The following is an 11,874-nucleotide window of genomic DNA, read 5'->3' as shown; positions in this document are numbered from 1 at the left end:
TCTCAGTCACGGGGGTCCTCCGGATCCAGTCCGAGCAACCCGAAGGTGGCTCGACGCGTAGCCAATACGGCCGTATCGATAGCGCGCTGCGCGCGGTCGATACGCGGGTCCCCAGTTTCCCCGGTGCCGCCGGGTCCATCCCACCGGCGGAACGAGATGTCACCACCGTCCCCCATGGTGCGCGGCGGGTCGACGGTCGGGGCCGCTGCCCGGATCAGTTCGATCCAGTCCTGCGGCACCGCGGTGTCCGGTGCGATGGTGCGGTCCAGCGCGGTCGCCAGCAGATGCGTCCAGGCCCGCGGCACGACGCGCACCAGGCCGTAACCGCCGCCGCCGACCGCGAGCCAGCGACCTTCGGCATACTCGTCGGCCAGATCGCGCATGGCGATGAAGGCGGCGCGCTGTCCGTCCACGGTCAGCTCCATATCGGCGAGGGGGTCCTCGCGATGGGTGTCCACACCGCATTGGCTGACCACGATCTGCGGCCGGAACGCCGCGAGCGCGCCGGGCACGACCGCGTGGAAACCGCGCAACCACTGGGCATCCCGGGTGCCGGGCAGCACCGCCAGATTGATCGCGGTGCCCTCGGCGGCGCCGTGTCCGGTCTCCTCGGGCCACCCTGTATTCGGCCACAGGGTCGCCGGATGCTGGTGGATCGAGATCGTCAGCACCCGTGGGTCGGCGTAGAAGGCGCGCTGCACGCCATCGCCGTGGTGCACATCGACATCGATGTAGGCGATGCGGTCGTAGCCATGGTCGAGGAGCCAGGAAATGGCCACGGCCGCATCGTTGTAGATGCAGAATCCGGCGGCCGAATCCGGCATTGCGTGGTGCATACCGCCGCCGATACTCACCGCGCGCCGGGTGCGGCCCTCCGCGATTTCGCGCGCGGCGGCCAGCGTGCCGCCGACGATCACCGAGGCCGCCTGATGCATCCGCGGGAATACCGGATTGTCCGGTGAGCCGAGGCCATACGGTGGCGCCAGCGGCGCACCCGCTGGCTGCGTGGCATGTTCGACGGCCTCGATGTAGTCGGCGGTGTGAATGCGCAGCAGATCCGGCAGCTGTGCCTGCGCGGGCTCCAACGGCTCGACACCGTGGAGTAATCCGAGACTTTCCGCCAGCGCCATGGTGAACTTCAGACGCGCCGGTTTCATGGGGTGTTCCGGCGTCCATGCGTAGTCGAGGAATCGGTCGGTCCAGACAACGGTCCCCGGTCGCGACTCGAGATCACCGTCGTCGAGCGGCGCGGAGCATTCGCCGCGCGGTGCAGTGGCCATGCTCGCAACGCTACGCGGGAAGCTAACCGCCCCGTTGGACGTTCGTATGCAGTAGAAATACAAGCATGTGCGAACACGGCGACGAGCCGTGCGCCGACAGGATTCCCACAACGCAGTCACCGGTGTAACGCGAGACGACGCGGCACGCGGGCGTGTCGACGTGCGTGGGTAGAATTCGTGCCGACGAAGGGGTAACAGGTGAAGGATCTGGTCGACACCACGGAGATGTACCTCCGTACCATCTACGACCTCGAGGAAGAGGGTGTAGTGCCCCTGCGCGCGCGGATCGCCGAGCGCCTCGAGCAGAGTGGTCCGACGGTGAGCCAGACCGTCGCGCGGATGGAACGCGACGGTCTGCTGCTGGTCGCCGGTGACCGCCATCTCGAGCTGACCGAGAAGGGCCGCAGCATGGCGGTCGCGGTGATGCGCAAGCATCGCCTCGCCGAGCGGCTGCTCGTGGACATCATCGGGCTCGACTGGCAGAACGTGCACGCCGAGGCCTGCCGCTGGGAGCACGTGATGAGCGAGGACGTCGAACGACGGCTGGTCGAGGTGCTCAACCATCCGACCACCTCCCCCTACGGCAACCCGATTCCCGGCCTGGACGAGCTGGGCATCGCCCCGCCGAGCGCCGCCGAGGAGACCCTCGTGCGGCTCTCGGATCTGCCGCACGGTCAGGTACACGCGGTCGTGGTGCGCCGTCTCGCCGAGCACATCCAGACCGATCCCGAGGTCATCGGCCAGCTCCGGGAGGCGGGCGTGGTGCCCGATGCCCGGGTGACGGTCGAGACCAAGCCCGGCTCGGTGGTCATCACCGTGCCCGGCCACGAGGGTTTCGAACTCTCGGATGAAATGGCCCATGCCGTCCAGGTGAAGCTGGTCTGAGGCGTGAAACTTCTGGTTACGGGTGGCGCGGGCTACGTCGGTGGCGTCTGCGCACAGGTTCTGCTCGAATCGGGGCACGAGGTCGTGGTGGTCGACGATCTGTCGACCGGCAATGCCGAGGGCGTGCCCACCGAGGCGCGCTTCGTCGAGGGTGATGTCGCGGTCGCCGCGCCCGCACTGCTCGAGGCCGAATCCTTCGACGGTGTCCTGCATTTCGCCGCGCAGTCGCTGGTCGGCGAGTCGGTGCAGCAGCCGGAGAAGTACTGGCACGGCAATGTGGTGAAGACCCTCGAGCTGTTGGAGGCGATGCGCCGCACCGACACTCCGAAGCTGGTGTTCTCCTCGACCGCAGCGGTCTATGGCGAACCGGAACAGGTGCCGATCACCGAGGACGCGCCGACCCGGCCGACCAACCCCTACGGCGCCTCGAAACTCGCCATCGACCACGCCATCACCTCCTACTCGATCGCGCACGGTCTGGCCGCGACCAGCCTGCGCTACTTCAATGTCGCGGGCGCCTACGGCGGCCTCGGCGAAAACCGTGTGGTGGAAACCCATCTCATTCCCCTTGTTCTGCAGGTCGCCCTCGGTCATCGCAAGGCGATTTCGGTCTTCGGCACCGATTGGCCGACACCGGATGGCACCGCAGTCCGCGATTACATCCACATCCGCGACCTCGCCGAGGCTCACCTGCTGGCCCTGGCCACCGCGGAAGCCGGCACACATCGCATCTTCAATCTCGGCAGCGGCACCGGATTCTCGGTGCGCGAAGTGATCTCGGCCTGCGAACGCGTCACTGGACTGCCGATCACCGCCCAGGACGCCCCCCGCCGCCCCGGCGATCCGGCCGTCCTCATCGCCTCCAGCGACCGCGCCATCACCGATCTCGGCTGGCACCCCGAGCACAACGACCTCGACGAAATCGTCGCCGACGCCTGGGAGTTCCTTCGGGACCTGGGTCCACTCGCGCACAGCGCGAAGTAGGCCGCTGGGCCCCATTCACCCGGTGGTCACGCACCCGCGCAACCACCGGGTGGCTCGCCGCGAGCGTCATCGGATAGCCGGGCCCAGGTCGATGCCGAGGTCGGCGGCGATACCGAGGCCGCAGTAGGCCAAGCGGCGCAGGGTATCCGGGCGCATTCCGGTACGCAGGGAAATCTCGAGCAGGTTCGCCAGGGAGTGGACCGGGTCGGCATCCAGGGCGGCTTGCAGGGCGACACCCGCGAGGGGACCGTCGCCGCGAAGGTAGGCGCTGTAGCCGAGCAGGGTCGCGGCGTCGGCGCGATCGCTGCCCGAAAGCGCCCGTACCAGCGCCACCCACAGATCTTCCGCGGCGGCGGCGTGGTCGCCGATCGCCAGACCGAACAGGGCGTCACGGACGATCCGATCGCGCAGTGCGGCAGCCACTTCCGCGTACTCCCGGGCGTTGAGCGACGCCCCGGAGTCGGTATTGGCGATCTGCCACAGCATTTTTTCCAGTGCCCGCCGGTGATAGCCGTCGGGATCGCCGCGCCGGACGGCCGCCGCATATCCCTCGTGCGCGATGGCGCGGGCGCTGTCGAGATGCGCCGCCACCAGCCGCACCAGCTCATCGTCGGTGGCGACCAGATCGGTCAGCTCCGAACGAGCCGCGCGGATCGGTCGCCCCTCCAGCACATGTGCCACCGTGACCATCGAGGTTGCCGGATCCGGCAGCGTCCCATGATGATTCGCGTCGGGCAGACTCCACCACCGCTGGTCCGCCTCGATGGCGCGTACCGCCCACGCGCCCTCCAGATACACCTCCTGCGCCGCCAACCGGCGGGCGAACGCGGCGATCAGCGCGCCCAACGGGCCGGTACTCGCCGCGCCGTGTCGGTGTGTGCGCTGCGGTTCGCGTGCCCGGTCGTCGACGATCACCGCGAGCACCTCCGTCGCCCCCTCCGCGGCACAGATCTGCGAGACACATTCCGCACAGGCCGCCGCGAGACCCCGTCGACCGCCCTCGTGATCCAGATCGAATCGCACCACCGCATCAATGATCGGGCTGTGGCCTGGATCGGGCGCACCCCCCAACACGGCCACCACCAGCGACCGCTCCGGTACGAACCCGACCATCGCGGGGACCGCGACGATCAATTCGCCGGGATCATCGACATGCAGCGCCCCGGCCGGACCACGATCGCCGAACATCGGTGGCGGTTCCGCACAGGTACCCGTCGCTCGCCCGAAACCCCTTGTGCACTCCGAGGATTCCTCATCGTCGACACCGGAGTCGAAATCCGGCACCGAGTCGATGGACCGTGCGACGGCCCGAGCGTGCGCGGATTTGCGCAAGTGCACGGATGGGCTCGAGCACAATCCATCGCGGGTGGCTGGACCATCGCCAGGGTCGCCAAGGGCGGGAACGGGATTCGTGAAAGTTGCCATGCACCGAGAGTGCACTGCCACGAATCCGGGCCCGAGGCAGTGACCTGGGCTTATCCGGATATTATTTTGCCCTGTGGAAATCGGTTGGGCTGTGGACGATTCGGCCTGCGGAGGCGAAAACAGCGATAACCGTGTCGGTGCTACCTGCTAACGTCGCGCCGCGAGCTCCCGCCGCCGATCGACGAAACCTGTGCTCACCCTTTCTTCACCTTCCCCACCGCCGTCGTGAACAGCCCGTCCAACGCCGCCGTATCCGGTTTCGCATCGCTGAACGACATGTAGGTCACCGCGATTCGCACATCGCCGATCTGACCGGTCAGCGTCTGCATGGACTGCGTCAGCCCCGGCGTGCTGACCTGCGGCACCACCGTCCGGCTCAGCGCGAGGGCGTCGTCGGCGTCGATCGGCGGCGGCGCCTGCAGTTCGGTGGTCACCGTCGTCAACGCGCCCGCCCTGCTGACCCGCATCTGCTGACACCGCTGCAACTGCTCGCGCAATGCCGACAGCGGCTGCCCGGTCCTGGTCAACTCGACGGTTACCGTGGCCCGCGTCTCGTTGTCGGTGCCCACCGCGACGGCGGTCTGATTCGGGCCGAATTGCTGCGCGGGCGGGGCACATCCATCGGGCTGCACCGTCGAACCGCGCCCGACCCCGGTCAGATCCCCCGACGCCTGCGCGGCCGCCTCCGGTGGCAGCACTACCGCCTCGTACCGGGCCGGGAACTGCGTGGGATCGGGCAATAGTGTCGAAAGCTGCGCCGCCACATGCTGGATCACCGAACTCGGCCCCGAGGCGACCGGGTGCCCGGTCACCGTCGACGAGCATCCGGCGAGCAGTGCAACGCTCGCGGTGAGGGAGATCCACCCCGATACCGCGAATCCGCGTGGCCCCCTGCGCGTCGAATTCGGCACAATCACCGTTCCACTGTGCCAAACTCGCCGTGTCCGCCCGCGATGCCACGCCGATCCTTGCGAGCAGCCCGCGAGCAGCCCCCAGCAGCCGCGGCGGGAACGGGAATGCGCGGGGCACCACCGATGTTGCCCTCTCTTATGGGTCGGTGTTGCCCGTGGTAACCGGTGTCGGTGTCATGGGGGACAATGGACAGTGGTTGACCGCCGCGAAATGCCCAACAGGCCTAGGACCTGTAAGTTCTCGGCACCAGGCGGCTCGCATCGGTGAACCGCGCAGGAAGGAGTACGCGATGGACCACGAGTCGCGAATGTACGAGTTGGAGTTCCCAGCTCCACAGCTGTCGTCCGACGATGGCTTGGGTCCGGTTCTGGTACACGGACTGGAGGGCTTCACCGATGCAGGACATGCGGTCCGGCTGGCCACCACGCACCTGCGCGAGAGTCTGGAGAGCGAGCTGGTCGCCTCGTTCGATGTCGACGAGCTGCTGGACTACCGGTCGCGTCGCCCGCTGATGACGTTCAAGACCGATCACTTCTCCGACTATGCCGAGCCCGAACTGAACCTCTGGGCGCTGCGCGACACATCGGGCACCCCTTTCCTGCTGCTCTCCGGGCTCGAACCGGATCTGCGGTGGGAGAAGTTCACCACCGCCGTGCGTCTGCTCGCCGAACAGCTCGGTGTGCGCCGCAGCATCGGCCTGAGCGCGATCCCGATGGCGATCCCGCACACCCGCCCGCTCGGCATTACCGCGCATTCCTCGGACCGCGATCTGATCGCCGACCACCAGCGCTGGCCGGGCGAGCTACAGGTGCCGGGCAGCGCGTCCTCGCTGCTGGAGTACCGGATGGCCCAGCACGGCCACGAATCCGTCGGTTTTTCGGTGCATGTGCCGCATTACCTCGCGCAGACCGCCTATCCGGAGGCCGCGCAGACCCTGCTGGAGCACGTCGCCGACAACGCTGGCCTGGAAATCCCGCTGGCGGCGCTCGGTGAGGCCGCGGCACGGGTCCGTGAGCAGGTCAACGAGCACATCGCGGGAAACTCCGAGGTAGAGACGGTCGTGCACGCGCTGGAGCGCCAATACGACAGCTTCCTCACCGCACAGGAACGCCAGTCCAGCCTGCTCGTCGGCGATGGTGAACTCCCCAGCGGCGACGAATTGGGCGCGGAGTTCGAGCGCTTCCTTGCCGAGCAGGGCGGCTACGACGGCGACGAGGGCGAACAGTCCAACTGACCCGATCACCCCGACCGGGCCCTGGACGGCTGCCCGTAGGGTGGTCGGAGTGGATCTGACCGAACTGCTAGAGATACCGGGAACCGACGCCGACGCGCTCTACGAATCCTTCGGGGCATGGGCGACCGAGCAGGGCACCCCGCTGTATCCGGCGCAGGACGAGGCGCTGCTGGAGTTGGCGTCCGGATCCAATGTCATCTTGGCCACCCCCACCGGGTCCGGCAAATCCCTGGTCGCGGTCGGCGCGCACCTGTTCGCACTCACCCGTGGCCTGCGCACCTACTACACCGCACCGATCAAGGCCCTGGTCAGCGAGAAGTTCTTCGCCCTGTGCGATGTCTTCGGCGCGGACCGGGTCGGCATGGTGACCGGTGATGCGGCGGTGAATCCGGAGGCGCCGATCATCTGCGCCACCGCCGAGATCCTGGCGAATATGGCGCTGCGCGAGGGCGCGGCCGCCGATGTCGGCCAGGTCGTGATGGACGAATTCCACTTCTACGCCGATCCCGACCGCGGCTGGGCCTGGCAGGTGCCGCTGCTGGAACTCCCGCGCGCCCAATTTCTGCTCATGTCGGCCACTCTCGGCGAGGTCGACTTCTTCGCGGCCGATCTGCGCCGGCGCACCGGCAATCCGACCGCCATTGTCGCGGGCACCGAACGTCCTGTCCCACTGAGCTTTTCCTACGCACGCACCCCCATCACCGAAACGTTGGAAGATCTCGTCACCACCAACCAGTCACCGGTGTACGTCGTGCATTTCACCCAGGCGGCGGCACTGGAACGCGCGCAGGCGCTGACCAGCGTCAACTTCGCGACCCGCGCCGAAAAGGACGCCATCGCAACGGCACTCGGCGATTTCCGGTTCTCCTCCGGCTTCGGCAAAACGCTGTCGCGGCTGATCCGCCACGGTATCGGCGTACACCACGCGGGCATGCTGCCCAAGTACCGCCGCCTGGTCGAGCGCCTGGCCCAGGACGGTCTGCTCAAGGTGGTGTGCGGCACCGACACCCTCGGCGTCGGTATCAACGTGCCCATCCGCACGGTGCTGCTGACCGGCCTGACCAAATACGACGGTGTGCGCACCCGCAGGCTCAAGGCGCGCGAATTCCATCAGATCGCGGGCCGGGCGGGCCGGGCGGGCTACGACACCATGGGCACCGTGGTCGTGCAGGCTCCCGACCACGAGGTCGAGAACACCCGGCTGCTGGCCAAGGCGGGCGACGACCCGAAGAAGCAGCGCAAGGTGGTGCGCAGGAAACCGCCGGAGGGCTTCGTGTCCTGGAGCGAGGACACCTTCGACCGTCTGGTCGCCGCCGCCCCCGAACCGATGGTGTCGCGCTTCGCCGTGACCAACTCCATGCTCCTCAATGTGATCGCCCGCCCCGGCAATTGCTTCGACGCCATGCGCCACCTGCTCGAGGACAACCACGAGCCGCGTCCCGCCCAGCGCCGCCATATCCTGCGCGCCATCCGCCTGTATCGCGCCCTGCGCGACGCCGGTGTGGTGCAGCAGCTTCCGGAACCCGACGCACAGGGCCGCCGCGCCAGGCTCACCGTGGACCTGCAGCGCGATTTCGCCCTCGACCAACCTCTGTCCCCGTTCGCCTTGGCCGCACTGGAGCTGCTCGACAAGGACACCCCGGGCTACACCCTCGACGTCATCTCCCTCATCGAATCGACGCTCGAGGATCCGCGCCAGCTGCTCATGGCCCAGCAGCACAAGGCCCGCGGCCAGGCGATCAACGAGATGAAGGCCGACGGCATCGAGTACGACGAACGCATGGAGCTCCTGGAGGAGGTCACCTGGCCCAAACCCCTCGCCGAGCTGATCGAGCCCGCCTTCGAGACCTACCGGGCCGGGCATCCCTGGATGTCGGAGTTCGCCCCGTCCCCCAAATCGGTCGTTCGGGACATGATCGAACGCTCGATGACCTTCGCCGAACTGATCTCGCACTACGAACTGGCCCGCTCCGAGGGCGTGGTGCTGCGCTATCTCGCCGACGCCTACCGCGCGCTGCGCCGCACCGTCCCGGAAGCCGCGCGCACCGAGGACCTCGACGATATGACCGAATGGCTCGGCGAACTTGTCCGCCAGGTGGATTCGAGTCTGCTCGACGAATGGGAGCAGCTCACCAATCCGGGCGCGGAGACCGATGCGGATCAGCTCGCCTTCGGCGCGGAGACTGTGCGCCCCATCTCGGCCAATGAACGCGCCTTCAAGGTGATGGTCCGCAACGCCATGTTCCGCCGCGTCGAACTGGCCGCCCTGCGCCGCTGGGAACCCCTAGGCGAGCTGGGCCAGGGCCCGGACTGGGAAGCGGAGCTGAGGCCCTATTTCGACGAGTACGACGGCATCGGCACCGGACCGGACGCGCGCGGTCCGCAATTGTTCCAGGTGGAACAACGCCCCGGTTTCTGGCATGTGCGCCAGGTGCTCGACGATCCCGCGGGCGACCACGGCTGGGCACTGGCGGCGGTGGTCGATCTCGCCGAGTCCGACGCCGCGGGCGAGGTCGTATTCGACGAGGTCACGGTAGTCGCGGGGTGATCATGGTCAAGGTGTCGTCAACGAGTTAGTTAACCGGGGCTTCGCGCTGATACTCTCTCGCGCGGTGCCTGAACGACGGCCGCCCCCCAAACGACGGAGAGTTCCCTTAGATTGACCGGCTCAAACCTGCCCGAATCGCCCTATCTGGTCATCGACCCGGAGCGAGTGCGCGAAAACTATCGCGCACTCGCGGCAGCGGTACCCGAAGCGCGAATTCGCTTCGCGGTCAAGGCGAGCCCGGTCCCGGAGCTGATCCGCCTGCTCGACGCGGCGGGCGCGGAGTTCGACGTCGCCAGCGTCGGCGAGATCGAACTGTGCCTGCGCGCGGGCGTCGACCCGGCCCGCATGTGCTACGGGAACCCGATCAAGAAGGCCGCCCATATCGCCACCGCCTACGCCGCGGGCGTGCGCCGCTATGCCTTCGACACCGAGGACGATCTGTTGCGCATCGTCGAGCACGCGCCCGGCTCGGAGGTCGAATGCCGGTTCCTGTCCGCGGCGCCGCAGTCGACGACGCCCTTCGGCACCAAGTTCGGCTGCTCGCCCGCCGAGGCGCTGCGGCTGCTGGTGCGCGCCCGCGATCTCGGCCTCATCGTCGGGGGGCCGTACTTCCACGTCGGCTCCCAACAGACCGACCCCCGGGCTTGGCGCATCGGTATCGAGCAGGCCGGACACATCGCTGCCGCATTGACGGCCAAAGACATTCCGGTGCGCTCGGTGAATATCGGTGGCGGCCTGCCCATTTCGTACGTCGAGGCGGCACCCGCACTCGACGAGATAGGGGCCGTGATCGCCGCAGCCACCGCCGAATTCCTGCCCGAGACCGCCGGGCTCGTCGTCGAGCCCGGCCGCGCGCTCGTGGGATCGGCGGGCACCATTCATGCCGAGGTCATCGGCGTGCGCATCGCGCCGGAGGGACGGCGCTGGGTGTATCTCGACATCGGCCGCTACAACGGTATGGCCGAAACCGAGAACGAGTACATCGCATACCGCTTCGTCACCGAACGTGACGGAGACCCCGTGGACGAGGCGGTGGTGGCCGGACCGACCTGCGATGGCGACGATGTACTGTATCAACGCACGAAGGTCCTTCTTCCGACCTCGTTGCGAGCCGGTGATCGCATCCAGATCCTCGATACCGGCGCCTATACCGCGAGCTATTCGTCGGTGTCCTTCAATGGTTTTCCGCCCTTGACCGTTCATGTCTCGGGCGCTGAGCGAGAGTGAGTTTGCCCATGACGGCGGAATTCACCGGCTGGCATGTGCTGGCCGAGTTCGGTGGTGTCGACGCAGATCTCTGCGACGATCTCGAACGACTCGAATCGGCGTTGCGCGAGTCTCTGATCGCGGCGGGCGTCACCATCTGCGATGTCGTACACAAGAAGTTCGATCCGCAGGGGGTGACCGTCCTCGCGCTGTTGTCGGAGTCCCACGCCTCGATTCACACTTATCCGGAGTCCGGCGACATCTTTGTCGACGTCTTCACCTGCGGAAGTATCGGCGCCGGCGCGTCGAAGGCCGTCGAGCTACTGCGAGATAAGTTGTCTCCCAAGGATGTTCGGATGCAGGTCATCCAGCGTGGGCACGGCTCCACGCGGATCGAGGAGCCGGTCGGCAACGGCCTGACCCGCATCTGGGATCTGCACGAGGTGCTCGTCGACACCCATACTCCGTTCCAACACATGGTGATCGCGCGCACCGAACAGGGCATCAGCCTGTTCTCCGACGACGATCGCCAGTCCACGGAGTTCTCCCAGCTGACCTACCACGAGGCGATGATGGTCCCCGCCTTCGCGCTGGCCGCGAAGCTGGACAAGGTCCTCATCATCGGTTCCGGTGAGGGTGTGGCCAGTCAGATGTCGGTCGCCGCGGGCGCGACGCTGGTGGATCACGTCGATATCGACCAGCGCGAGGTCGAGCTGTGCGCCGAGCACCTGCCCTACGGCTACACCGGCGACGAGCTGGCCGCCGCGGTGCGCGGCGACGGCCCGATCAAGGTGCACTACGCCGACGGGTGGGACTTCCTGGCCGATGCGGCCGAGGCGGGTACCCGCTACGACGTCATCGTGATCGATCTGCCCGATGAGCGGGTCGAGGACGCGCAGCACAACCGCCTCTACGAGTCGGAGTTCCTGTCGCGATGTCGGGCACTGCTCGCACCCGGTGGTGTGCTGAGCGCGCAGGCCGGTTGCGCGACGATGTGGCGCAACGAGACGCTGAAGCGGTCCTGGAACCGCTTCCACGAGCAGTTCGCCACCGTGGTGCAGTACGGCAGCGATGAGCACGAGTGGACGTTCCTGTTCGGGTTGAACGAGCGGATCGATGACCCGGTACCCGCCATGACCGATCGACTGGCCACGCTGCCCTACCGCGCCGAAACCGTCGACGCGCGGGCGTTGGTGCGCGGCGCAATCGAACCGCACGCGCTGCGCGTGTAGCAATACTCTCGAATCACACCGGTCCCCAAGGGATTTCACCTTGGGGCCGGTGCGATTCGGCATTGGTCAGGTCCTTGCCCGCTCGATCGGCTCGGGTGTCTCGCCGTCGGGCCCGAAGACGAAGCCGTCGCGCGGGTCAGTAAGTGCAGAGCTGGTACCAGCCGCCCG

General features: G+C 67.4%; 9 protein-coding genes. 6 read left to right on the top strand and 3 right to left on the bottom strand.

Annotation, left to right across the window (positions count from 1 at the left end):
- Nucleotides 1-2: 2 nt before the first annotated feature.
- On the bottom strand, nucleotides 3-1,157 hold the full coding sequence (locus ACQP0C_RS14600; RefSeq protein ID WP_433734547.1) for an acetoin utilization protein AcuC: 1,155 nt from the start codon (nucleotides 1,155-1,157) through the stop codon (nucleotides 3-5).
- A 321-nt stretch (nucleotides 1,158-1,478) separates the two neighbouring features.
- Between ACQP0C_RS14600 and ACQP0C_RS14595 the strand changes: the two genes are divergently transcribed.
- Together ACQP0C_RS14595 and galE are read left to right on the top strand one after the other, a co-directional pair.
- Nucleotides 1,479-2,165, top strand: coding sequence for an iron dependent repressor, metal binding and dimerization domain protein (locus tag ACQP0C_RS14595; RefSeq protein WP_433733454.1), 687 nt, complete (start codon nucleotides 1,479-1,481; stop codon nucleotides 2,163-2,165).
- 3 nt (nucleotides 2,166-2,168) lie between these two features.
- Entirely contained in the window at nucleotides 2,169-3,149 is a 981-nt protein-coding gene (galE, locus tag ACQP0C_RS14590) for a UDP-glucose 4-epimerase GalE (RefSeq protein ID WP_433733453.1), read from the top strand.
- A gap of 66 nt (nucleotides 3,150-3,215) precedes the next feature.
- Here galE and ACQP0C_RS14585 read toward each other — a convergent pair whose 3' ends face one another.
- Both ACQP0C_RS14585 and ACQP0C_RS14580 read right to left on the bottom strand, forming a co-directional pair.
- Entirely contained in the window at nucleotides 3,216-4,574 is a 1,359-nt protein-coding gene (locus ACQP0C_RS14585; RefSeq protein ID WP_433733452.1) for a DUF4192 domain-containing protein, read from the bottom strand.
- 194 nt (nucleotides 4,575-4,768) lie between these two features.
- The gene (locus ACQP0C_RS14580) at nucleotides 4,769-5,491 is read right to left on the bottom strand and encodes a sensor domain-containing protein (RefSeq protein ID WP_433733451.1); all 723 of its coding nucleotides are present in this window, start codon (nucleotides 5,489-5,491) and stop codon (nucleotides 4,769-4,771) included.
- A gap of 284 nt (nucleotides 5,492-5,775) precedes the next feature.
- On the opposite strand from ACQP0C_RS14580, the gene ACQP0C_RS14575 reads away from it, so the two are divergent.
- The 4 genes from ACQP0C_RS14575 to speD all read left to right on the top strand — a co-directional run bounded on the left by ACQP0C_RS14575 (nucleotide 5,776) and on the right by speD (nucleotide 11,706).
- On the top strand, nucleotides 5,776-6,720 hold the full coding sequence (locus tag ACQP0C_RS14575; protein WP_433733450.1) for a PAC2 family protein: 945 nt from the start codon (nucleotides 5,776-5,778) through the stop codon (nucleotides 6,718-6,720).
- A gap of 49 nt (nucleotides 6,721-6,769) precedes the next feature.
- Nucleotides 6,770-9,268, top strand: coding sequence for a DEAD/DEAH box helicase (locus ACQP0C_RS14570; protein WP_433733449.1), 2,499 nt, complete (start codon nucleotides 6,770-6,772; stop codon nucleotides 9,266-9,268).
- Between the two features lie 126 nt (nucleotides 9,269-9,394).
- Nucleotides 9,395-10,495 carry a type III PLP-dependent enzyme gene (locus ACQP0C_RS14565; RefSeq protein WP_433734546.1) on the top strand — a complete coding sequence of 367 codons (1,101 nt, stop codon included), beginning with the start codon at nucleotides 9,395-9,397 and terminating at the stop codon, nucleotides 10,493-10,495.
- Between the two features lie 8 nt (nucleotides 10,496-10,503).
- Nucleotides 10,504-11,706 (top strand): adenosylmethionine decarboxylase, encoded by a 1,203-nt coding sequence (gene speD / locus ACQP0C_RS14560; RefSeq protein ID WP_433733448.1) that lies wholly within the window; start codon nucleotides 10,504-10,506, stop codon nucleotides 11,704-11,706.
- The last annotated feature ends 168 nt before the right edge of the window (nucleotides 11,707-11,874 follow it).

Origin of the sequence: Nocardia sp. CA-129566, from assembly GCF_050956075.1 — a bacterium.
Taxonomy (GTDB): domain Bacteria; phylum Actinomycetota; class Actinomycetes; order Mycobacteriales; family Mycobacteriaceae; genus Nocardia.
Note: the sequence above shows the minus strand (reverse complement) of the source record. Positions and strands in the feature narration are given on the sequence as shown.

Excerpts from the sequence above, each read along its gene's own strand:
- ACQP0C_RS14585 (WP_433733452.1), bottom strand. The coding sequence starts at position 4,574 with ATGGCAACTTTCACGAATCCCGTTCCCGCCCTTGGCGACCCTGGCGAT.
- speD (WP_433733448.1), top strand. The coding sequence starts at position 10,504 with ATGACGGCGGAATTCACCGGCTGGCATGTGCTGGCCGAGTTCGGTGGT.
- ACQP0C_RS14575 (WP_433733450.1), top strand. The coding sequence starts at position 5,776 with ATGGACCACGAGTCGCGAATGTACGAGTTGGAGTTCCCAGCTCCACAG.
- ACQP0C_RS14600 (WP_433734547.1), bottom strand. The coding sequence starts at position 1,157 with ATGAAACCGGCGCGTCTGAAGTTCACCATGGCGCTGGCGGAAAGTCTC.